The following is a 19179-nucleotide window of genomic DNA, read 5'->3' as shown; positions in this document are numbered from 1 at the left end:
CTGGGCTCTCGGAAGCCAATGGAAGTGTAATGATCTATCTGACAGTGCCGGCTCGAACGGAAGTAACGATTGATGGAAATCGTGGCACCATCGTGACCGCCAGACCGATGACGAGCCTCATGGTTCACAATGGATTGGTCTTGACGGAGGAGGTTCACAACGGGGCAAGCCTCCTGAATCGGTTGCAATTTCCCCACCGAAACCAGACGGGAGAGGGTCCGGATGTGATCAACGCTCATAACGGTCAGTATATCGCCACGCACAAGGGGCTTGCTTCGCATCTCCTCAGTTTCCAGAAGCCGGAGGTCCCGAGGAGTACTTCAACAGCTCAAGCCCTTTTAAGAGTGACGATCAACGAATCGGGCGAAGTAACACAAGTCGTTCCAGCGTCCGGAGATGAACTCCTCTTGAGCGCGTGTCAACAGGCCGTTCGTGGATGGAAGTTTCGTCCCTTCGTGGTCAATGGAACTCGTGTACCCGTCATCGGATTAATCCTATTCGTCGTTCACCAAGACGGCAGGTTATGGTCTCCTCTCTTTGCTCAAGAGAGGTGACCCGCTTCCCCTGCTCCGAAGGCGGGCGGGCACGTCCTGCAGCGGCGCGACGCATCCGGACGGAGGGGACGTGTCGCTTCTATGAGCAAGTCCCCAAAGGCAGCGCGAGTTTCCTCATCGTTGCAGGGTGGCCGGGGACCGCAACCGGGAGAGCGCCCTTTAGCTCACGCCCACGGATTCAACTGTCTGAGCCGCCGCCCGTTTCCGCAGCCACTGTTCGATGAAGTGAGTGGAGATGTTGCCGCTGATGAAATCGGGATCCTCAAAAATCGCCAGGTGCATGGGGATGGATGTCTTGATCCCTTCGATGATGAATCCATCGAGAGCCCGTCGCATTTTGGCGATCGCCCGCTCGCGCGTGCGATCGCGCACAATCAGTTTGGCGATGAGCGAATCGTAGTACGGGGGCACGGTGTAGCCGGGATAAATCGCCGTATCCACTCGGACCCCAGGCCCGCCGGGAATAGTGATGGCCGTGATCGTTCCCGGCGAGGGAGCGAACGTCTCGGGATCTTCGGCATTAATACGGCACTCGAAGGCATGACCGGAGAAGACGATCTCCTCCTGCGTGAAACTGAGACGCTCGCCGGCGGCGATGAGGATTTGCTCGCGGACCAGATCAACGTTGGTGATCGTCTCGGTCACCGGATGTTCGACCTGAATGCGGGTGTTCATCTCCATGAAGTAGAAGTTCTCGCCATCGAAGAGGAACTCCATCGTCCCGGCGCTGGTATAGCCGATCTCGCGGGCCGCCTGGACGGCCAGCCGTCCCATCTCCGCCCGCAGTCGTGGCGTGAGGGCCACCGATGGAGACTCTTCGATCAGCTTCTGGTAGCGCCGCTGGATCGAACACTCCCTCTCGCCGAGATGCACGACGTTGCCATGTTCATCGCCGAGAATCTGGATCTCGATATGTCGAGGGCGTTCGATGTATTTCTCGATGTAGATGTCGCCGCTTTTGAAGGCCGCTTCCGCCTCGCTCCGGGCGGTATTAAAGGCGCTGGAGACTTCGTCCAGAGAGCGCACGATCCTCATGCCGCGTCCACCGCCTCCGGCAGCCGCCTTGAAAATCACCGGCAGGCCGATGCGTTCGATGATGGCGCGCGCTTCTTCGGCTGATCGGACAACGCCATCGCTTCCCGGCACGGTGGGGACGCCCAGCGCTTTCATCGTCTCGCGGGCGCGCACTTTATCGCCCATGAGCTTGATGATGCTGGATGAGGGACCGATGAACTTGATCTTGCAGGCCTCGCACACTTCGGCGAAGTAGCCGCTTTCGGACAGGAAGCCGTAGCCCGGATGGATGGCATCGGCATCGGTGATCTCCGCCGCACTGATGACGGCGGGAATGTTCAGATAGCTTTTGGCCGGAGGAGGAGGTCCGATGCAGACCGCTTGATCGGCCAACTGGACGTGAAGGGCTTCGCGGTCGGCCTCAGAGAAAACGGCGACGGTTTTGATGCCCAGCTCCCGACAGGCCCAGATGATGCGACAGGCAATCTCTCCTCGATTAGCGATGAGAACTTTGCGAAACATCGTGACTCGATGATAACAGAGCGTCCTCCAACGCCGTTACGTACCGATCATCTCATGGCGTCAGGACACGCGAATGCCGAAGAGCGGCTGACCGTACTCCACCGCCTGCCCGTTTTCCACGAAAATCTTCACCACTTCGCCCGCCACGTCGGAGGTGATTTCGTTCATGAGCTTCATGGCTTCGATCAAACAGAGGACAGTTCCCGGCTCGACCCGATCGCCGATCTCGACATAAGGATCGGCGGTCGGGCTGGGAGCGCGATAAAACGTCCCGACAATGGGCGAGACGATCAGGTGCAAGGCCTCCTCCGGTGCCGCCGCCGGAGCCGGTGTCACCGCCACGGCCGGCGGGGGCACAACCGGGGGTGGCGCCACGGACATCGCGGGCGGGACGCCGCCGGGCAGAGGAGTCGGAGCAGGCGATGTTGAATTGCTCGTCGGTTGGACGACAACGGGAGTATTGCGTTTGATCCGTAGTTTGAAGTCGGGCTGCTCCAGCTCGAACTCGGCAAACTGTTTCTGATCGACCAGTTTGATCAGTTCTTTGAGTTCTTTCAGGTTCATGATCAGAGCGCTAAAAGCTCCTTGGGAGCGGGGGTGAGCACGCGACACCCTTCGGCCTCCACGACGACGACATCTTCGATGCGCACGCCGCCCCACTCCGGCAGGTAAATACCGGGCTCGACGGTCACCGTCGCCCGAGCGGGAACAACAGCGTCATTGGTGCGGGCCAGCCGAGGCGCTTCGTGAACTTCCAGGCCGATCCCGTGACCGGTGGAATGCCCGTAGTAGTCGCCATATCCGGCTCGGGTGATCGGTTCGCGGGTGAGGGCGTCAATGTCCCGGGCTGTCATTCCGGCTCGCATGTTCTCCTCGCAGTGTTGTTGCGCCTCCAGCACGATACGATAAATCTCCCGCACGCGCGCGTCGGGTGTTCCCAGATAGACCGTGCGCGTCATATCGCTCGCATATCCATCCACGATGATGCCGAAGTCAAAAACGACAAGCTCATTATATCCGATTCTCTTGTCCGATGCGATGCCATGCGGCAATGCCGCTCGCGCGCCGGAAGCCACAATGGTGTCGAACGCCAGCCGCTCCGCACCGGCACGACGCAGGCGGTACTCCAGCTCGACGGCCAGATCGCGCTCTCGCACGCCTGGCTTGATCTCCGGCAAAATGTCGGCGAACACCGCCGAGGTCAGCTCGATGGCTCGCTGGAGGGCGGCGATTTCCTCGTCATCCTTGATGAGCCGGAGCGCTTCGACCAGACCGTCCGTCGGCACAAGCTCACATTCTGATCCCAGGCTTTCGCTGAGAGCCCGATGCATCTTCACATTCATGCGGGAGGCTTCAAATCCCAGACGACGAATTCGGCGCTGGCGAATGGTCTCAAGGAGCGTTTGCTCGTAGGTGATCTCGGAGGGGATGATGGTGGCTTGAACCTGTTCAGACGCCTGGAGGGTGTAGCGACGGTCGGTGAGGAAGAGGACCTCGTCCGGAAGCAGCAAGACCATGGCCATACTGCCGGTGAACCCCGTCAGGTAGCGGATATTGGGCAGATGCGTAATGAGCAGACCGTCCAGGCGGTGCTCCCGGATGGGCTGCTCCAGGCGCTGCTGTCGCTGGCGATAGTTCATAGACGCGAAAGCCCCAAGCGTCATGTTGCCGATGACGTTGGGGCCCGATGAAAGACATCCCGTGTTATCAGCTCTTCTTTTGCTCTTCGGTCACGAGCTCGACGAGCGCCAGAGGGGCTCCATCGCCTTTTCGCCAGCCGAGTTTTACGATTCGCGTATAGCCGCCGGCCCGGTCGCGGTACTTCGGTCCCAGCTCCTCGAAGAGCTTCTTGAGCGCCCGCACGCCCGCTGTTCGCTCCACGGTTCGCACCGGTTGCTTCTTGTAGGCGCGGAAGCGAACCTGCGAGTGTCCGCCCATGACGTAGCGGGCGGCGCGACGCCAGCAATTCAAAGTGGTGACGGGCGACTCCGCCACGGTTCCCTGTCGGGCGAGGGTGATGGCGCGTTCGGCGAATCGGCGTAACTCTTTGGCTTTGGCGAGCGTGGTGACCACGCGCCCTTCGTTGATGAGCGAGGTGCACAAATTGCGCAGAAGCGCCTCCCGGTGCTCTCGCGTCCGTCGTAATTTCCGATGATCAACCCGATGACGCATAGGAACTCTCCCCTTTCACGAGCTGACGGAATCCCTCCAGCCCTCACAGCGCCGGTGTGCTCACTTGATCACCTGTCCCGTCTCATCGAACTTCATGCCGAAGGAAAGGCCCATGCTGGCGAGGACTTCCTTCACCTCGTTGAGCGATTTGCGACCGAAATTCTTCATCTTGAGCATCTCGGACTCGGTGCGCTGGACGAGATCCCGAATGGTGACGATTCCCGCATTCTTCAAGCAATTGAAGGCGCGCACGGACAGCTCCAGTTCATCAACCGGTCGGTTCAAGTATTCGTCGAGAACCGGTCGTGGGGGCTCGGGAACCTCCGAGATGACCTCCTCGACCTCCTCCTCCTCGAAATTGATGAAGATGGACAGGTGATCTTTCACGAGCTTGGCCGCCAGGCCCACCGCATCGGCCGGCTTAATTGCTCCGGTCGTCCAGACCTCCAGCGTGAGCTTGTCATACTCGGTCACTTGTCCGATGCGAGCCGGTTCGACGGTCATGTTGACCTTTCGCACGGGCGAGTGAACTGAATCCACCGGGATGTATCCCACCGGCAGATCATCGTCGAAATTTCGCTCGGCGGGGACATAGCCGCGTCCCCATTTGAGACGCATTTCAATATTGAGCGATCCGCCCTCGGCGATGGTAGCGATGTAGAGGTCGGGTTCGAGGATCTCGACCTCGCTATCCACTTCGATGTCCCGCGAGTAGACTTCCGCCGGACCTTCTTTGCTCAGCCGCAGAGTCTTCGGCCCCGGCACATGCATCTTGAAGGGAATGCGCTTGAGATTGAGAATGACATCGGTGGCGTCCTCCACCACGCCGGGAATGGGAGAGAACTCATGGAGCACCCCTTCGATCCGCACGGCCGTGATGGCCGCTCCTTCAATCGCCGAGAGGAGGGCTCGACGAAGACTATTGCCGATGGTGGTACCAAACCCGCGCTCAAACGGCTGGGCATAGAATTTTCCGTAGCGATCGGTGAGAGTCTCCAGATCGCAGGCCAACCGTTTCGGTCGTTGGAATCCAACCCAATATTGCATGCTCATCGCTCCTACTTCGAATACAATTCAACGATCAATTGTTCTCGGATGTCGTAAGGAATATCGCTGCGGGTGGGCAGAGCGACGACCCGTCCCCGGCAATTTTCACTATCCACCAGTTCCAGCCAGGCCGGGCGACCGGTTCGTCCCACCGCCGTGCGAATGGCTTCCTGAACGTGAACATTAGAGCGCATGGCGGGGGCGACGGAAATTTCGTCTCCCCGGCGCACGAGGAATGAGGGAATGTTCACGCGGCGCTCGCTCTCCCCCCGTTTGACCAGGATGTGACCGTGACTCACCAACTGGCGGGCTTGCGCTCGAGACATGGCAAAGCCGAGGCGATAGACGACATTGTCCAGGCGCCGCTCCAGCAGCGTCAGCAGGGCCTCGCCGGTGACACCCTTGCGCCGAGCCGCTTCCTCAAAGGCGAGAGCGAACTGACGCTCCAGCAGACCGTACATGCGACGGACTTTTTGCTTCTCTCGAAGCTGTTCCCCATAGCCAACGAGCTTGGTGCGACGCGCTTCTCGACCATGCTGCCCCGGGGGGAACGCTCCCCGTTTATCAATGGCGCAAGAGGGCTTGAAGCAACGATCGCCTTTCAAAAAGAGCTTTGTCCCTTCGCGTCGGCACAGCCGACACACAGCTCCGGTATATCGTGCCATAGACTCCCCTTCGTTTCAAAAGCCACCCAGCAGGATCGCCGCGAGGCTGTCGAGACCGTCGCCGCTCTCCCGTGGGGCCGTTTAGACGCGCCGTCGCTTGGGCGGGCGACATCCGTTATGCGGGATCGGTGTGACATCTCGAATGACCTTGATGTCGAGGCCCGCCGAATGAACAGCGCGAATGGCGGACTCTCGACCGGACCCCGGTCCCTTGATCCAGACTTCACAACTGCGCATGCCGCATTGCTCGCGCGCCAGCGTCGCCGCCCGCAGAGCGGCTTGCTGCGCGGCGAAAGGGGTTCCCTTGCGCGACCCTTTGAAACCGAGCGTACCTCCGCTGGCCCACACGAGCGTATTTCCCTCCGGATCGGTGACCGTCACCACCGTGTTGTTGAACGTGGACTGGATATGAACGATACCGTGCGGGACGATCTTGCGCTCGCGTTTCTTTGCCGTTCGCCGTCGTGTTGCTCGTGCCATGCTCGTCTTTCCTCCTGCATCAGCGTGCACGCGACGATCCCGGGCGAACTCCTCGCGCTCGCCGGGTGATCGGCACGCGCGCCTCGAGAGTTATTTCTTCCCGGGGGCTTTCTTCTTCGGCACCGTCGCGCGACGCGGTCCCTTTCGCGTACGGGCATTGGTGTGGGTGCGCTGTCCTCGCACCGGCAGCCCGCGACGATGACGCAATCCGCGATAGCACCCGATCTCGATGAGCCGCCGAATGTCCATCTGAATCCGCTTCCGCAGATCGCCCTCGATATTCCCCTCCTGATCAATGATCTGACGAATTCGGGTGATTTCGTCATCGGTCAGATCGCGGACTTTCCGATTGGGATCAACGCCGGCGCGGGCCAGGATGCTCGCCGAACGCGAGCGTCCGATGCCGAAGATATACGTGAGCCCGATGAGAACCCGTTTATTTGGCGGTATATCAACTCCCGCAATGCGTGCCATAGTGCCTCTATCCCTGACGCTGTTTGTGCTTCGGATTCTTGCAGATCACCCGCACGACTCCTTTGCGTCGGATGATCCGACAATGTTCACACATGCGTTTGACGGATGCTCTGACCTTCATCGCTCACCTCCGACGCACATCGGCTCAGCCACGGTCGGTGATTTTCCGGGTCCGTGCCTTCCGCTCCGGCCGGAGCGACGTGCGTCCCTACGAGATGGTGACACCTTCCGGTCACAACCTGACAGAAAATGCAAGTCGGCAAATATAGCACAGACCGTCTTACCGGTAAAGATCGGCGAAGACCCGCACCCCATCATCGCCCTACACCGCCAGATGCGTGTCATTGAGGGTCGTCAAAATGACCGGCCCGTTTTCGGTGATCGCCACCGTGTGCTCGAAGTGAGCCGAGGGTCGGCGATCGCGGGTGAGAACCGTCCACCCATCCTCGGCGATCTCCACTTCGTGAGTGCCCATCGTCAGCATCGGTTCAATCGCCAGGACCATGCCCGCGCGCAGTTTCGGGCCGGTTCCCGGCCTGCCGAAATTCGGCACCTGGGGGTCTTCGTGCATCTGTCGTCCCACGCCATGGCCGCAAAAATCCCGCACGACGGAGTAGCCATGCGCCTCGGCGTAGGACTGGACGGCGTAGGAAATGTCGTACAGCCGGTTGCCCACACGCGCCTGAGCGATCGCTCGATAGAGAGCTTCTTCGGCCACGCGAATCAGCCGCTGCAGCTCCTCGGAGACATCCCCGATGGGAATCGTCACGGCGGCGTCTCCCACGTACCCGTCGAGCGTGGCCCCGCAGTCAATGCCAAGAATATCCCCCGACCGCAGTTTGCGATGGGAGGGAATGCCGTGCACGACCTCATCGTTAATCGAGGTGCAGATGGAGGCGGGAAAGCCGCGATAGCCTTTGAACGTCGGCACCGCTCCGGCCGCGCGAATTTTCGCCTCCGCGTAACGATCCAGCTCGCGGGTGGTGATGCCCGGCTGGGCCATCTCCTTCAGGTCCCTCAAGACCTCGGCCACGATCCGCCCGGCCCGGCGAATCTTCTCGATTTCTGCGGGTGAGCGACAGATGATCATACCGAGAGACTCTCCTGGCTGCAGTTGGAGGAGCACCGCGCACGATGGGCCTCCAGAATCGTCACAATCTCCTGAAATACTTCCTCGATCGGGCGCTCCCCATCCACCTCGTAGACGTTTCCCCGCGCCCGGTAATATTCGAGCAGAGGCGCGGTCTTCTGCTGGTAGACGTCGTATCGTTCGGCCACCGCTTCGGGAACATCATCGGCCCGCTGCACCAGCGGTAGGCGACAGCGATCACACAGTTCATCCTCCCGGGGGGGCTTCAAGTAGAGATTGTAAATCTCGTGACACCGGGGACAGGTGCGCCGTCCCGACAGACGCTTCACCAGAGATTCTCGCTGAATGACGATGTGAATCACCAGCAGCTTTTTCTTCTGCTCGTGAATGATCTCGTCGAGCAGGCGCGCTTGAGCTTCCGTGCGAGGATATCCATCGAGAATATAGCCGCGACGGCAATCGTCCTGAGCCGTTCGCTCACGGATGATAGCGCCGACGATGTCATCGCTGACCAGGTGACCGGCCTTCAGCGTTTCCCGAATGCGGCGGCCCAGCTCGGTGTCCGTCTCGGCCATTTCACGCAAGATGTCGCCGGTGGAAATCTGCGGCCAGCCGAATCGTTCGGAAATCCGCTGGGCTTGCGTTCCCTTTCCGGCTCCCGGTGCTCCCATCAGGATGAGGATTGTTCCCACCGTCGGCTCCGCTCGCGTCAGGTCCCTTCTCGGTCGGGTTCGACAAAGGGGGAGACCAACGATCTCCTCCAGCGACAACCGATGCGCTAGCCGATGCGCCGACCCCGCAGACGACGCCCGCGACCAAGAAATCCATCATAGTGGCGCATCACCAGTTGTGATTCGATCTGGGCAATTGTATCCATGGCCACGCCCACGACGATCAACAGCGATGTTCCTCCGAAATAAAACTGGAACCCCAGTCCATCCTGAATCCAACTGAGCCCCGGCGTATTGGCCAGCACGTTCGAGAGCCAGGGACCAATCCAGGGAATCTCCTGAACCTTGAAGCCGGTGAGGATCACCTGGGGGATGAGACAGATGATCGCCAGATACAGCCCTCCCACCGTCGTCAGCCGCGTGAGGATCTCGTTGAGATATTCCGAGGTGCGCTTGCCCGGTCGAATCCCCGGAATAAATCCCCCGTGCTTGCGCAAGTTCTCCGCCACCTCATCGGTGTTGAAGATGATCGAGACGTAAAAGAACGAGAAAAAGATGATGGCGATGACGAAGATCAGATCGTAGAGCGGATGTCCTCCGCGATTGAAGTTCTGGACGAAGTTTTGCAGCCACATCCAGTTGGTGAACTGGGCGATCGTTTGAGGGAACGAGAGAATCGAGACGGCGAAGATGACGGGGATGACCCCACCCATATTGACGCGCAGGGGCAGATGCGTCATCTGGCCGCCCAGCACGCGCTGGCCCACCACCCGTCGGGCATAGCTGATGGGGATTTTTCTCTGGCCGCGCTCGATGAACACGACGGCGGCGATGATGAGGACGCCAACCACCAGCATGATGAGAATGCCCAGGACGGTCAGCGGATCAGCCCGGCTCACCCGATCCCATATCTGGCCGAGCGCCCGCGGCAGACCGATGACGATCCCGGCGAAAATGATCAGCGAAATCCCATTGCCGACGCCGCGCTCGGTGATCTGCTCCCCAATCCACATGACGAAAATCGTTCCCGTCGTCCAGGTCAACGCCGCCATCGGGATGAACCATTTCCGATCAATTCCCGTCACCAGATCGGGTTGCTGCGTCAGCCAGTAGGCGATGCCGGTGGACTGGATGAAGCAGAGCAAGACGGTCACATAGCGCGTCCACTGATTGATCTTGCGCCGTCCGAGTTCTCCCTCTTCGTGGATCTTCTTCACCCGTTCGGAGACGACCGTCATGAGCTGGAGGATGATGGACGCCGTGATGTAAGGTGTAATGCCCAGGGCGAAGATGGAAACGACGCGAAGGTTACCGCCGGTGAACAGATCGAGCACGCCCAGGAGATTGGAGGCCACGTCCCGCCAGAGTCGGTCGAGCACCTCGCGGTTGATCCCCGGAGTCTGAATCACCGCGCCGGCGCGGTAGACCACGAGCATGCCGAGCGTGTAGAGCAATCGGCTGCGCAGGTCGGGGATGATGAACACATTCCGGAAGGTTTTGACGAGATTGGCCAGCATATCTTTGCCTCCTGCGGAGGGTACCTCTTCAGGCCGCCATCCCTGCCCTAGCCAAGGTGTTCGACGAGGCGGACCTGCCCTCCGGCCGCCAGAATTTTCTCCCGAGCCGATGCGCTGAAGCGATGGGCAACGACCGTGAGCGGTTTGGTCAGTTCACCCCGACCGAGAATCACCACACCGTCACGAAGATTTTTCACGATCCCTCGTTCCCGTAAGATCGAGGGAGTCACCTCCTCGCCCGCCGAAAAGCGCGCCTGGAGGACATCCAGATTGACCTCCGCCCACTCTTTCTTGAAGGCATGAGTGAATCCTCGCTTGGGCAGACGCCGCTGGACGGGCATCTGTCCGCCTTCAAATCCCAGCTTCCGCGAATAGCCGGAGCGTGACTTTTGCCCTTTATGTCCTCGCGTCGCCGTCTTCCCGTGACCGGAACCGGGGCCGCGCCCGACGCGCTTGGGACGATGTCGCGCTCCCGGCGGAACAACGAGGTTATGAAGTCCGATCGCCATAGAATCACCTCAGCAAAAATACCGTACGCTCAGCCCCGGGGTGAAGAGGCCGTCGGCTCCTCCTCCAGGATCCTCACCAGATGAGGAATTTTCGCCACCATCCCGCGAATGGCCGGCGTATCCGGACGCTCGACCACCTGATTGAGTTTGGTCAAGCCGAGGCTGCGCACGATCACCTTGTGCTTCTCCGGATGACCGATCATGCTGCGATAGTACTGGATTTTGATGGTTTTCACCGATGTTTTCTCGACCATTGTGCCGAGCCTCCGCTACAGCTCGTGAACATCCTTGCCCCGCAGCCGAGCCACCTCCTCCGGACTTCGGAGCTGGCTCAAGCCATCGAAGGTCGCCCGCACCACGTTATGGGGATTATTCGAGCCGATGGATTTGGTCAGGACATTCTGGACTCCAGCAGCTTGCATGATCGCTCGCACGGCTCCTCCCGCAATGACTCCGGTTCCCTCGGCAGCGGGCTTGAGGACGACGCGTCCCGACCCGAAGTGTCCGACAACAGGATGGGGAAGCGTCGTTCCTTTCAGGGGAATCCGCCGGAGGTTTTTCTTAGCGGCCTCGACTCCCTTTTTGATCGCCATCGGGACCTCGCGCGCCTTGCCCAATCCGAATCCTACGATTCCATTCTGGTTACCGACGACAACCAGGGCGCTGAAGGAGAGGTTCTTGCCTCCTTTGACGACCTTCGTGACACGATTGATGGAAACGACGTACTCCTTCAAATCGAGCCCTTCGGGCGAAATGATTTCTCGCTTGGCTGCTCCCATAGACGTATCCTTTAACCGCTCCCTCCAATACGGTTAAAACTGCAAGCCGGCTTCGCGGGCGGCGTCGGCCAGCGCACGGACGCACCCGTGATAGCGGAAGCCTCCCCGGTCGAAGACGACGCGGGTGATCCCCTTTTCCAGAGCCCGTGCGGCGATGAGCTTGCCGACCTCCCGCGCCGCCGCCTGGTTTCCTCCGTACCGTTTGCCGTTGCCGCCGGAGAAGGCCCGGTCGAGCGTCGAGGCAGCGGCCAGCGTCACCCCTTTCTCATCGTCAATGATCTGAGCGTAGATGTGCCGCAGGCTCCGGTAGACCGAAAGGCGTGGACGGGCAGCCGTCCCGCGAATCCGTTTCCGGATGCGCGCGTGAACAGCCCGCCGGATCTCAGCGCGTGATTTGCGTGCCATACCTTCACTCCCTCAGAGAGTCCGAGATGCGCTTACTTGCCGGTCTTGCCCGGCTTGAGTCGCAACACCTCGTCGGCGTAGCGAATGCCCTTGCCCTTGTACGCATCAGGCCGCCGCAAGCTCCGGATATTGGCGGCCACCTGCCCGACCATCTGTTTATCGGTGCCGGAGACGATGAGCGACATCTGATACTGCGGAATCGGCTTATTCTTCCTCTCGATGCTCACGCTGATGCCGTCGGGCAGGGGAAATTCAATCGGATGTGAATAGCCGAGCGTGAAGATCACGCGACGCCCCTGCACTTCGGCCTTGTATCCGACACCGACGACGTCCAGCTCGCGGCTGAATCCCTCCGTGACTCCCCGGATGGCGTTCGCGGCGAGCGCCCGCGCCAGGCCGTGGAGAGCCTTCTGGTCATCGCTGGCTCGCTCCGCCTTCAACACATTATCTTCGATATGAAAGGTGATGCCTGGCGGCACGGGTGTGCGGAGCATCCCCTTGGGTCCGGTCACCTCAAGATGATCCGCTTTGATGGCCACACTGACCCCCTTGGGGATCGGAATCGGTTTTCTCCCAATGCGTGACATGGCTTCCTTCTCCTGCCCCTTTATCGTCACGGCCGGCTCGGGTCGGCACCGGAGACGAACATTCCGTCCGACCGGCTAATAGACATAACAGAGCACTTCTCCTCCAAGATTCTTTCGCCGCGCCGACTGTCCCGTCATGAGTCCCTGCGAGGTGCTCAGGATCGCAATGCCCAGTCCGCCCCGAACTCGTGGGATTTCGCTGGCCTTGACATAAATGCGGCGACCGGGGCGGGAGACGCGCTCCAGGTTGGTGATGACCTGCTCGCCTCCGTCGCCATATTTCAAGTAGATGCGCAGGATTTTCTTGTTCCCTTCCACGACCGGCTTGTAATTGACGATGTATCCTTCCTCTTTCAGGATGCGGGCGATCTCCGCTTTGATCTTCGAGGCCGGCACATCCACTCGTTGATGCCCCGCCCGCAGCGCATTCTTCATGCGCGCCAGCATATCGGCGATTGGATCAGTCATCATACTCCGTCTCACTCCGCTGACGAGCTTGCGGTGATCATCACCGCGCTCGGTTGGTTACCAGCTCGCTTTGACCACGCCCGGAATATGTCCCTCCAGAGCCAGTTGACGAAAGCACAATCGGCACAGCATGAACTTGCGAAAATAGCCCCGGCCACGTCCGCAGCGGCGGCAGCGATTGCGGTAGCGCACCTTGAACTTCGGTTTCTTGACCATCTTAGCGAAAAGACTCTTTCGCGCCATATCGTCCTCTCCCTCACGCCCCCGTGCGGAAGGGCACGCCCAGCAAGCTGAGCAGGGCCCGCGCCTCCTCATCGGTCCGGGCCGTCGTTGTGATGCAGATGTTCATTCCCCTCGCCTTATCCACCTTATTGAAGTCAACTTCGGGAAAGACCAACTGATCGCGCAACCCGATGGTATAATTGCCCCGGCCATCGAACGATTTCGGCGAGAGGCCCCGAAAGTCGCGCACGCGCGGCAAAGCGATATTGATGAGGCGGTCGAGAAACTCGTACATGCGTGCGCCCCGCAGCGTGACCATGGCCCCAATGGGCATCCCCTTTCGCAGCTTGAATGCCGCGATGGACTTCTTGGCCCGCGTGATCACCGGACGTTGACCGGTGATGGCCGCCAGCTCTTCGGTCGCCCGATCGAGTGCCTTGGGGTTCTGAATCGCTTCTCCCAGCCCCATGTTGACGACAATTTTCTCCAGCCGGGGAACGGCCATCGGATTCTTATAGCCGAACTCCCGGATCATCGTCGGGACAACCGCCTCCCGATAGCGTTTCAAGAGTCGTGGCATGTATTTTGCTGGTTTCGCAACCATACGCCCTACTCGTCCCGGCCCGTCTCCTGCAGGGGCGACGGGCCGCTCGTGCTGCTATTTATCAATGATGCCTCCGCATTTTTTACAGATGCGCGTCTTGCGCCCGTCCACGCCGACTTCGCGCCGGATGCGCGTCGGTCGCAGGCAGGCCGGACACACGACCATCACGTTGGAGATGTCAATATAAGCCTCCCGCTCGATGATCCCCCCGCCGATGCCCCGGCGCGTGTTGGGCCGCACATGGCGCTTAATTTTCCTCATTCCCTCGACCAGGACTTTCCCCTCGCGCGGTTTGACCTCCAGCACCCGCGCGCGTTTGAGCGTGATGCGTCCGGAGGCCTCCCGCTCTTTGGTATTGCTCCCGGCCAGGACGACGACCGTATCGTTCTTTTTGACATGAACGCTGGCCATGACTAAATGACCTCCGGTGCCAGGCTGACGATCTTCATGAACTTTTTATCGCGCAGTTCGCGGGCGACCGGTCCGAAAACGCGCGTGCCCATCGGCTCGCCGTCGGGCTTAATGAGCACGGCCGCGTTATCGTCAAACCGGATGTAGGTCCCATCCCGTCGGCGCACCTCCTTGCGAGTGCGCACGATGACGGCTCGAACGACCTGCCCTTTCTTGACGGGCGAATCAGGAGCCGCTTCTTTCACCGTCGCCGTGATGACATCGCCCAGCGTGGCCACCGGGCCGGTTGATCCGCCCACGGGAAGGATGCACTGAATCCGCTTGGCCCCGGAATTATCGGCCACATCCAGCATCGTTCGCATCTGAATCATACGTCTGTCACCTCCTCACAGGCGGGCGCAAGCCGAGCGATCGTAGGGTGACGGGTTCACGCGCAGCGGACGTGATCCGGGCGAAGGGAGGACCTCCCGTCTCTTTCGCCCTCACCCTTGCAGCTCCTCCCGGACTTCCGGTTCGGGTTCCACGATCCGCTTGGCGGCGCGTTGCAGGATCTCCGCCACCCGCCAGCGCTTGCGTGCCGACAGGGGGCGGGTCTCGACGAGGCGGACCTTATCGCCCACCGTCGCCCCCAGCTCATCATGAGCCATGAACTTCGACCGCCGCTTGACCACCCGCTCATAGCGCGGATGTCGCACGAGCCGCTCGACCGTGACGACGACCGTCTTGGTCATCTTATCACTGGTCACCACACCGACGACTTCCCGCCGTCGGCCTCGCTTCTGCTCCGTGTGTGTTGCGCTCTCCATATCGCCTCCGGGCCCCCGTCACCCGACATTTTTCCGCTGTCGCTCGCGCAAAATGGTCAGAACCCGCGCCAGATCTTTCTTCGCCTGGCGAAGATTCTTGAGCGCCTCCACCTCGCCCAAACTCAGCTTAAATTTTAATCGAAAAATGGACTCGCGGAGAGTGGCCTCCTGCGCCCGCAGTTCCTCCTCAGACATCTCGCGCCACTGCCCGGTCTTCATGCGAGAACCTCCTCCAGTTGCTTCCGGCTGACGAATTTGGTTCGGATGGGAAGCTTCGAGGCCGCCAGCCGCATGGCCTGACGGGCCGTTTCCTCCGGGATGCCTTCGATCTCAAAAAGGACGCGTCCCGGCTTGACCACCGCCACCCAGAATTCGGGCGAGCCTTTCCCCTTCCCCATGCGCGTTTCCTGGGGCTTTTTCGTCACCGGCTTGTCGGGGAAGATGCGGATCCAGATCTTCCCTCCCCGCTTGACAAACCGCGTCATCGCCACGCGAGCTGCCTCGATCTGTCGGTCGGTGATCCAGGCCGGTTCCAGCGCCTTCAGGCCGAACTCCCCAAAGGCCACCGTCGCCCCGCGCGTGGCCACGCCTTTCATCCGCCCGCGCTGTTGTTTCCGATATTTGACTTTCTTCGGCATCAACATGGTGCCTTCTCCTTGCCGTCGTCCTGAGTTCCCGCACGGATGGAGATTGTCCGCTTATCCCCGACGTCCGGCCGCCGGACGAGTCCCCTTGAGCATCACCGAGCGGGGATCGAGAATATCACCCCGATAGACCCAGACCTTGACGCCGATGACGCCGTAGGTCGTATAGGCCTCGGCGAACCCATAATCAATGTCGGCCCGCAGGGTTTGCAACGGCAATCGTCCCTGGAGATACCATTCCGAGCGGGCGATCTCCGCTCCGTTGAGCCGTCCCGATACCCTCACCTTGATCCCTTTAGCGCCGAAGCGCATGGCATCATCAACCGCCTTGCGCATGGCTCGTCGGAAGGCCACCCGCTTCTCCAGTTGCTGAGCGATCTTCTCCGCTTGAAGCTGGGCATTCAACTCGGGCCGCTCGACCTCCTGAATGGCGATCAAGACCTCCAGCTTGGTGCGCTCGGCGATCTCCCCGCGCAGCTTCTCGATTTCCGCTCCCTTTCGCCCGATGATGATCCCCGGACGGGCCGTATGAATGATGATCTTGAGCTTATTGGCCGCCCGCTCGACATCAATATGGGAGACGCCAGCTCCGGCAAATCGAGCTTTCAGATCCGACTTGAGCCGGAGATCCTCCAGCAGGATTTTGCCGTAGTCCCGCTTGCGGAACCAGGTCGAATGCCACGGCCGGATGTAGCCGAGGCGAAATCCGTAGGGATGCGTCTTCTGCCCCACGACGAATCCTCCCTCACTCAGACGATTTTGGTTTTTCGGTGGAGACGACAATCACGATATGACTGGCTCGCCGCCGCTCCATATAGGCCCGCCCGCGCGGAGCGGCCCGGTAGCGACGAGATCCCGCCCGATGTTTGGTCGGCCCCGAATTGACGTAGCATTGGCTGATGCGCAGCTCATCCACATCCACGGCGATATTGGCTTCGTCGGCCTGCCGCAGAGCATTAGCGATGGCCGACTGAAGCACCATCAGGATCTTTCGTGCGGCCCGCTTTCGAGAAAACAGCAAAATGGATCGCGCTTCATTCACGCTGCGCCCGCGAATTTGATCAATGACCAGCCGCGCCTTCTGCGGCGAGCCCGGAATGAATTTTCCAATGGCCCTGGCTTCCATAGCGTCACATCCTCAAGCTGCCCGCATTCGACTAGACTTTGGCCCGCTTGGCCGTTTTCTCCGTTTTCTCCGGATGGCCCTTGAACGTCCGCGTAGGAGCAAATTCCCCCAGCTTGTGCCCGACCATGTTCTCGGTGATGTAGACGGGGATGAACTTCTTCCCGTTATGAACGGCAATGGTATGGCCGACCATCTCCGGCGTAATCGTCGAGCGGCGCGACCAGGTCCTGATGACTTTTCTCTCTCCCGTTTGATTGAGCCGCTCGATCTTCTCCATCAAATGGGCGTCAACGAATGGCCCCTTTTTCAGCGAACGCCCCATCGCTTACTTCCTCCTCTGGACGATGAACTTGCTCGTCAGTTTATTCCGTCGCGTCTTGTAGCCGAGCGTGGGTTGACCCCAGGGAGTCATGGGATGATTCCCCTTGGATCGCCCCTCGCCACCTCCGTGCGGGTGATCAATGGGATTCATCGCCGTTCCCCGGACGGTGGGACGGATGCCCCGCCATCGCTTGCGTCCGGCTTTGCCGATGGAGACGTTTTCATGATCGAGATTACTCACCTGACCGATGGTGGCCATACAGTTGATATGAATGCGCCGAATCTCCGAGGACGGCAACCGCACCTGAGCATAATCATCCTCTTTGGCCAGAAGTTGCGCTGCTGCTCCGGCACTGCGAACGAGTTGACCTCCTTTGCCCGGCCGCAACTCGATGTTGTGAATCATCGTCCCGACGGGAATATTCTTGAGCGGCAGCGCGTTTCCCACCAGAATATCCGCGTCCGGTCCGGACATCACCGTCTGTCCCACCTTCAGGCCGTGAGGAGCGAGGATGTACCGCTTCTCTCCATCCGCATAGTGAAGGAGCGCGATGAACGCCGACCGATTCGGATCATACTCGATCGTGGCCACGCGGGCAGGAATCCCGAACTTATCGCGCTTGAAGTCAATGATGCGGTAGAGCCGCTTGTGCCCGCCGCCCCGATGGCGGACGGTGATGTGCCCATGACAATTGCGCCCGTGAATCCGCCGCTTGGGAACGACCAGAGGCTTATACGGCTTGTCGGCCGTGATCTCTTCCTTGGTCAGGAAGGTTTGAAATCGCCGTGACGATGTGACCGGTGCGACTGTCTTGATCCCCATAGTAGGTCCTCCCTCGCTCAGACAAGATCGGCGTACTCGGTGATCTTCTGTCCGGGCTTGAGCGTCACATAGGCTTTCTTCCAGGCCGCCCGTTGCCCGCGCAACCGACCGAAGCGAAAGACGCGCTTACCGCGATAATTGGCCACCCGCACCTCCTCCACCTTCACTTTGAAGAGGGTCTCGACGGCCTGCTTAATCTCCGGTTTCGTCGCCCGGCGATCCACCTTAAACACGAGGACCTGTTTGAGTCCGGCCTCAACCGTCTCATCTTTCAGCTCCAGTGCTTTCTCCGTCACGACCGGAGATTTAATGACGTCCCAGATGGTTTTCATGGCTGTCCCCCATCGGCTCGCTTCATTCGCTTCTCGAAGGCGAGGATCGCCTCCCGGGAGAAAACCAGCACCTCGTGAGCCAGGGCATCGTAAACGTTGATCCCGTACGATGGCACCCGCGTGACCGTCGGAATATTTCTCGATGCCCGGGCCAGATTTCGATTCTCCCGATCATCATCCACGATCAGGGTCCGATGCCCGTTCAGCCCGAGCCGAGCCAGGATTTCGGCCAGAGCCTTCGTCTTATGCGTCTCCAGCGTGAAGGCATCAATGACCATCAGATGTCCTTCCCGCAATCGCTCCGACACGACCGAGGCGAGCGCCGCACGTCGCACTTTCTTTGGCAGCTCGTAAGAGTAATCCCGAGGCACGGGACCATGAATCGTTCCCCCGTGTCGCCACAGAGGCGACCGGATCGAGCCGACCCGCGCACGCCCGGTTCCCTTCTGCCGCCAGAGTTTTCGTCCCGAGCCGGACACTTCTCCCCGCGTCTTGGTAGCGGCGGTGCCCGCTCGATGCTTGGCCTGGAACCATCTGACGGCCTCGTAGACGACGGCCGGATGATATGGGCGACCGAAGACCTCGTCCGAAAGCGTCAGCTCTCCGACGACTTCGCCTTTGAGATTTTTCACCTCCACGACTGGCATGGCATCTCTCCTGGACGGCCCGGTGTCACCCGCTGTCCCGATGCGTCTGACCTCACCGAGCCTTTCTGATCAACAGATAGCCTCCGGGCGGACCGGGAACACTCCCGGCCACAAGCAACAGATGTTTCTCCGGCACCACGCGCACGACGCGCAAATTTCTCACCGTGACCCGTTGCATTCCCATGTGCCCGGTCATGCGCGCCCCCGGCCAGACCCGCGAGGGATAAGATGATGCTCCAATTGATCCCGGGGCGCGATGGAACATCGAACCGTGCGATTTCGGCCCGCC

33 protein-coding genes are annotated in these 19179 nt (G+C 60.3%); 1 reads left to right on the top strand and 32 read right to left on the bottom strand.

The genetic code is table 11. The annotated features are described in order from the left end of the window. Positions 1 to 554, top strand: a 554-nt coding sequence (locus tag VNM72_03045; protein ID HXF04374.1) for an energy transducer TonB, incomplete at its 5' end; no start/stop codon positions are given. Positions 555 to 713: 159 nt separating this feature from the next. Here the strand turns inward: VNM72_03045 and accC are convergent. The 32 genes from accC to rplC form a co-directional block, all read right to left on the bottom strand. Further along, positions 714 to 2090 (bottom strand): acetyl-CoA carboxylase biotin carboxylase subunit, encoded by a 1377-nt coding sequence (accC, locus tag VNM72_03040; protein HXF04373.1) that lies wholly within the window; start codon positions 2088 to 2090, stop codon positions 714 to 716. Positions 2091 to 2150: 60 nt separating this feature from the next. Next, a complete protein-coding gene (gene accB, locus VNM72_03035; GenBank protein HXF04372.1) occupies positions 2151 to 2654 on the bottom strand; it encodes an acetyl-CoA carboxylase biotin carboxyl carrier protein in 504 nt (167 codons plus the stop codon). 2 nt (positions 2655 to 2656) lie between these two features. Then, the gene (locus tag VNM72_03030) at positions 2657 to 3754 is read right to left on the bottom strand and encodes a Xaa-Pro peptidase family protein (protein HXF04371.1); all 1098 of its coding nucleotides are present in this window, start codon (positions 3752 to 3754) and stop codon (positions 2657 to 2659) included. A 43-nt stretch (positions 3755 to 3797) separates the two neighbouring features. Then, a complete protein-coding gene (gene rplQ, locus VNM72_03025) occupies positions 3798 to 4262 on the bottom strand; it encodes a 50S ribosomal protein L17 (GenBank protein ID HXF04370.1) in 465 nt (154 codons plus the stop codon). 60 nt (positions 4263 to 4322) lie between these two features. Further along, positions 4323 to 5309 (bottom strand): DNA-directed RNA polymerase subunit alpha, encoded by a 987-nt coding sequence (locus tag VNM72_03020; GenBank protein HXF04369.1) that lies wholly within the window; start codon positions 5307 to 5309, stop codon positions 4323 to 4325. Positions 5310 to 5320: 11 nt separating this feature from the next. Then, on the bottom strand, positions 5321 to 5974 hold the full coding sequence (gene rpsD, locus VNM72_03015; protein HXF04368.1) for a 30S ribosomal protein S4: 654 nt from the start codon (positions 5972 to 5974) through the stop codon (positions 5321 to 5323). A gap of 81 nt (positions 5975 to 6055) precedes the next feature. After that, the gene (gene rpsK, locus VNM72_03010; GenBank protein ID HXF04367.1) at positions 6056 to 6454 is read right to left on the bottom strand and encodes a 30S ribosomal protein S11; all 399 of its coding nucleotides are present in this window, start codon (positions 6452 to 6454) and stop codon (positions 6056 to 6058) included. Positions 6455 to 6544: 90 nt separating this feature from the next. Further along, positions 6545 to 6928, bottom strand: a complete 384-nt coding sequence (gene rpsM, locus VNM72_03005) for a 30S ribosomal protein S13 (GenBank protein HXF04366.1) — start codon at positions 6926 to 6928, stop codon at positions 6545 to 6547. Between the two features lie 7 nt (positions 6929 to 6935). After that, positions 6936 to 7049, bottom strand: coding sequence for a 50S ribosomal protein L36 (gene rpmJ / locus VNM72_03000; protein ID HXF04365.1), 114 nt, complete (start codon positions 7047 to 7049; stop codon positions 6936 to 6938). 201 nt (positions 7050 to 7250) lie between these two features. Further along, positions 7251 to 8018 (bottom strand): type I methionyl aminopeptidase, encoded by a 768-nt coding sequence (gene map, locus VNM72_02995; protein ID HXF04364.1) that lies wholly within the window; start codon positions 8016 to 8018, stop codon positions 7251 to 7253. Next, the gene (locus tag VNM72_02990) at positions 8015 to 8710 is read right to left on the bottom strand and encodes an adenylate kinase (GenBank protein HXF04363.1); all 696 of its coding nucleotides are present in this window, start codon (positions 8708 to 8710) and stop codon (positions 8015 to 8017) included. The genes map and VNM72_02990 overlap by 4 nt, the downstream gene beginning before the upstream one ends. Before the next feature lie 86 nt (positions 8711 to 8796). After that, positions 8797 to 10206: a preprotein translocase subunit SecY gene (gene secY, locus VNM72_02985; protein HXF04362.1), complete on the bottom strand. Its 1410-nt coding sequence runs from the start codon at positions 10204 to 10206 to the stop codon at positions 8797 to 8799. 47 nt (positions 10207 to 10253) lie between these two features. Then, positions 10254 to 10709 (bottom strand): 50S ribosomal protein L15, encoded by a 456-nt coding sequence (gene rplO, locus VNM72_02980; GenBank protein HXF04361.1) that lies wholly within the window; start codon positions 10707 to 10709, stop codon positions 10254 to 10256. Positions 10710 to 10744: 35 nt separating this feature from the next. After that, positions 10745 to 10969, bottom strand: a complete 225-nt coding sequence (gene rpmD / locus VNM72_02975) for a 50S ribosomal protein L30 (GenBank protein ID HXF04360.1) — start codon at positions 10967 to 10969, stop codon at positions 10745 to 10747. A gap of 15 nt (positions 10970 to 10984) precedes the next feature. Further along, positions 10985 to 11494, bottom strand: a complete 510-nt coding sequence (gene rpsE / locus VNM72_02970; GenBank protein HXF04359.1) for a 30S ribosomal protein S5 — start codon at positions 11492 to 11494, stop codon at positions 10985 to 10987. Between the two features lie 33 nt (positions 11495 to 11527). Beyond that, complete coding sequence (rplR, locus tag VNM72_02965) at positions 11528 to 11899, bottom strand: 50S ribosomal protein L18 (protein ID HXF04358.1); 372 nt, start codon at positions 11897 to 11899, stop codon at positions 11528 to 11530. A 32-nt stretch (positions 11900 to 11931) separates the two neighbouring features. Next, the gene (rplF, locus tag VNM72_02960) at positions 11932 to 12486 is read right to left on the bottom strand and encodes a 50S ribosomal protein L6 (protein ID HXF04357.1); all 555 of its coding nucleotides are present in this window, start codon (positions 12484 to 12486) and stop codon (positions 11932 to 11934) included. A 75-nt stretch (positions 12487 to 12561) separates the two neighbouring features. After that, complete coding sequence (rpsH, locus tag VNM72_02955) at positions 12562 to 12957, bottom strand: 30S ribosomal protein S8 (GenBank protein HXF04356.1); 396 nt, start codon at positions 12955 to 12957, stop codon at positions 12562 to 12564. A 54-nt stretch (positions 12958 to 13011) separates the two neighbouring features. Next, positions 13012 to 13197, bottom strand: a complete 186-nt coding sequence (locus VNM72_02950; GenBank protein ID HXF04355.1) for a type Z 30S ribosomal protein S14 — start codon at positions 13195 to 13197, stop codon at positions 13012 to 13014. A gap of 13 nt (positions 13198 to 13210) precedes the next feature. After that, a complete protein-coding gene (gene rplE / locus VNM72_02945; GenBank protein ID HXF04354.1) occupies positions 13211 to 13756 on the bottom strand; it encodes a 50S ribosomal protein L5 in 546 nt (181 codons plus the stop codon). Between the two features lie 78 nt (positions 13757 to 13834). Next, positions 13835 to 14191: a 50S ribosomal protein L24 gene (gene rplX, locus VNM72_02940; GenBank protein ID HXF04353.1), complete on the bottom strand. Its 357-nt coding sequence runs from the start codon at positions 14189 to 14191 to the stop codon at positions 13835 to 13837. Positions 14192 to 14193: 2 nt separating this feature from the next. Next, positions 14194 to 14562, bottom strand: coding sequence for a 50S ribosomal protein L14 (gene rplN / locus VNM72_02935; GenBank protein ID HXF04352.1), 369 nt, complete (start codon positions 14560 to 14562; stop codon positions 14194 to 14196). Between the two features lie 111 nt (positions 14563 to 14673). Continuing rightward, the gene (gene rpsQ / locus VNM72_02930) at positions 14674 to 14997 is read right to left on the bottom strand and encodes a 30S ribosomal protein S17 (protein ID HXF04351.1); all 324 of its coding nucleotides are present in this window, start codon (positions 14995 to 14997) and stop codon (positions 14674 to 14676) included. 18 nt (positions 14998 to 15015) lie between these two features. Beyond that, positions 15016 to 15216 (bottom strand): 50S ribosomal protein L29, encoded by a 201-nt coding sequence (gene rpmC, locus VNM72_02925; GenBank protein HXF04350.1) that lies wholly within the window; start codon positions 15214 to 15216, stop codon positions 15016 to 15018. Further along, on the bottom strand, positions 15213 to 15641 hold the full coding sequence (gene rplP, locus VNM72_02920) for a 50S ribosomal protein L16 (protein ID HXF04349.1): 429 nt from the start codon (positions 15639 to 15641) through the stop codon (positions 15213 to 15215). The genes rpmC and rplP overlap by 4 nt, the downstream gene beginning before the upstream one ends. 54 nt (positions 15642 to 15695) lie before the next feature. After that, positions 15696 to 16373 carry a 30S ribosomal protein S3 gene (gene rpsC, locus VNM72_02915; GenBank protein HXF04348.1) on the bottom strand — a complete coding sequence of 226 codons (678 nt, stop codon included), beginning with the start codon at positions 16371 to 16373 and terminating at the stop codon, positions 15696 to 15698. 13 nt (positions 16374 to 16386) lie between these two features. After that, positions 16387 to 16767, bottom strand: coding sequence for a 50S ribosomal protein L22 (gene rplV, locus VNM72_02910; protein HXF04347.1), 381 nt, complete (start codon positions 16765 to 16767; stop codon positions 16387 to 16389). A 31-nt stretch (positions 16768 to 16798) separates the two neighbouring features. Further along, positions 16799 to 17089, bottom strand: coding sequence for a 30S ribosomal protein S19 (rpsS, locus tag VNM72_02905; GenBank protein ID HXF04346.1), 291 nt, complete (start codon positions 17087 to 17089; stop codon positions 16799 to 16801). A 3-nt stretch (positions 17090 to 17092) separates the two neighbouring features. Then, on the bottom strand, positions 17093 to 17911 hold the full coding sequence (gene rplB, locus VNM72_02900) for a 50S ribosomal protein L2 (protein HXF04345.1): 819 nt from the start codon (positions 17909 to 17911) through the stop codon (positions 17093 to 17095). Positions 17912 to 17928: 17 nt separating this feature from the next. Further along, on the bottom strand, positions 17929 to 18243 hold the full coding sequence (rplW, locus tag VNM72_02895) for a 50S ribosomal protein L23 (protein HXF04344.1): 315 nt from the start codon (positions 18241 to 18243) through the stop codon (positions 17929 to 17931). Beyond that, positions 18240 to 18890 carry a 50S ribosomal protein L4 gene (gene rplD, locus VNM72_02890; protein ID HXF04343.1) on the bottom strand — a complete coding sequence of 217 codons (651 nt, stop codon included), beginning with the start codon at positions 18888 to 18890 and terminating at the stop codon, positions 18240 to 18242. Before rplD ends, rplW begins: the two co-directional genes overlap by 4 nt. Before the next feature lie 52 nt (positions 18891 to 18942). After that, a partial coding sequence (gene rplC, locus VNM72_02885; GenBank protein ID HXF04342.1) for a 50S ribosomal protein L3 occupies positions 18943 to 19179 on the bottom strand: 237 nt, incomplete at its 5' end.

This window comes from Blastocatellia bacterium, from assembly GCA_035573895.1.
Taxonomy (GTDB): Bacteria; Acidobacteriota; Blastocatellia; order HR10; family HR10; genus DATLZR01.
The sequence above is the reverse complement of the archived record's forward strand: the minus strand, read 5'-3'. Positions and strand labels throughout refer to the sequence as shown.

Excerpts from the sequence above, each read along its gene's own strand:
- accC (HXF04373.1), bottom strand. The coding sequence starts at position 2,090 with ATGTTTCGCAAAGTTCTCATCGCTAATCGAGGAGAGATTGCCTGTCGC.
- accB (HXF04372.1), bottom strand. The coding sequence starts at position 2,654 with ATGAACCTGAAAGAACTCAAAGAACTGATCAAACTGGTCGATCAGAAA.
- VNM72_03030 (HXF04371.1), bottom strand. The coding sequence starts at position 3,754 with ATGACGCTTGGGGCTTTCGCGTCTATGAACTATCGCCAGCGACAGCAG.
- rplQ (HXF04370.1), bottom strand. The coding sequence starts at position 4,262 with ATGCGTCATCGGGTTGATCATCGGAAATTACGACGGACGCGAGAGCAC.
- VNM72_03020 (HXF04369.1), bottom strand. The coding sequence starts at position 5,309 with ATGCAATATTGGGTTGGATTCCAACGACCGAAACGGTTGGCCTGCGAT.
- rpsD (HXF04368.1), bottom strand. The coding sequence starts at position 5,974 with ATGGCACGATATACCGGAGCTGTGTGTCGGCTGTGCCGACGCGAAGGG.
- rpsK (HXF04367.1), bottom strand. The coding sequence starts at position 6,454 with ATGGCACGAGCAACACGACGGCGAACGGCAAAGAAACGCGAGCGCAAG.
- rpsM (HXF04366.1), bottom strand. The coding sequence starts at position 6,928 with ATGGCACGCATTGCGGGAGTTGATATACCGCCAAATAAACGGGTTCTC.
- rpmJ (HXF04365.1), bottom strand. The coding sequence starts at position 7,049 with ATGAAGGTCAGAGCATCCGTCAAACGCATGTGTGAACATTGTCGGATC.
- map (HXF04364.1), bottom strand. The coding sequence starts at position 8,018 with ATGATCATCTGTCGCTCACCCGCAGAAATCGAGAAGATTCGCCGGGCC.
- secY (HXF04362.1), bottom strand. The coding sequence starts at position 10,206 with ATGCTGGCCAATCTCGTCAAAACCTTCCGGAATGTGTTCATCATCCCC.
- rpmD (HXF04360.1), bottom strand. The coding sequence starts at position 10,969 with ATGGTCGAGAAAACATCGGTGAAAACCATCAAAATCCAGTACTATCGC.
- rpsE (HXF04359.1), bottom strand. The coding sequence starts at position 11,494 with ATGGGAGCAGCCAAGCGAGAAATCATTTCGCCCGAAGGGCTCGATTTG.
- rplR (HXF04358.1), bottom strand. The coding sequence starts at position 11,899 with ATGGCACGCAAATCACGCGCTGAGATCCGGCGGGCTGTTCACGCGCGC.
- rplF (HXF04357.1), bottom strand. The coding sequence starts at position 12,486 with ATGTCACGCATTGGGAGAAAACCGATTCCGATCCCCAAGGGGGTCAGT.
- rpsH (HXF04356.1), bottom strand. The coding sequence starts at position 12,957 with ATGATGACTGATCCAATCGCCGATATGCTGGCGCGCATGAAGAATGCG.
- VNM72_02950 (HXF04355.1), bottom strand. The coding sequence starts at position 13,197 with ATGGCGCGAAAGAGTCTTTTCGCTAAGATGGTCAAGAAACCGAAGTTC.
- rplE (HXF04354.1), bottom strand. The coding sequence starts at position 13,756 with ATGCCACGACTCTTGAAACGCTATCGGGAGGCGGTTGTCCCGACGATG.
- rplX (HXF04353.1), bottom strand. The coding sequence starts at position 14,191 with ATGGCCAGCGTTCATGTCAAAAAGAACGATACGGTCGTCGTCCTGGCC.
- rplN (HXF04352.1), bottom strand. The coding sequence starts at position 14,562 with ATGATTCAGATGCGAACGATGCTGGATGTGGCCGATAATTCCGGGGCC.
- rpsQ (HXF04351.1), bottom strand. The coding sequence starts at position 14,997 with ATGGAGAGCGCAACACACACGGAGCAGAAGCGAGGCCGACGGCGGGAA.
- rpmC (HXF04350.1), bottom strand. The coding sequence starts at position 15,216 with ATGAAGACCGGGCAGTGGCGCGAGATGTCTGAGGAGGAACTGCGGGCG.
- rplP (HXF04349.1), bottom strand. The coding sequence starts at position 15,641 with ATGTTGATGCCGAAGAAAGTCAAATATCGGAAACAACAGCGCGGGCGG.
- rplV (HXF04347.1), bottom strand. The coding sequence starts at position 16,767 with ATGGAAGCCAGGGCCATTGGAAAATTCATTCCGGGCTCGCCGCAGAAG.
- rpsS (HXF04346.1), bottom strand. The coding sequence starts at position 17,089 with ATGGGGCGTTCGCTGAAAAAGGGGCCATTCGTTGACGCCCATTTGATG.
- rplB (HXF04345.1), bottom strand. The coding sequence starts at position 17,911 with ATGGGGATCAAGACAGTCGCACCGGTCACATCGTCACGGCGATTTCAA.
- rplW (HXF04344.1), bottom strand. The coding sequence starts at position 18,243 with ATGAAAACCATCTGGGACGTCATTAAATCTCCGGTCGTGACGGAGAAA.
- rplD (HXF04343.1), bottom strand. The coding sequence starts at position 18,890 with ATGCCAGTCGTGGAGGTGAAAAATCTCAAAGGCGAAGTCGTCGGAGAG.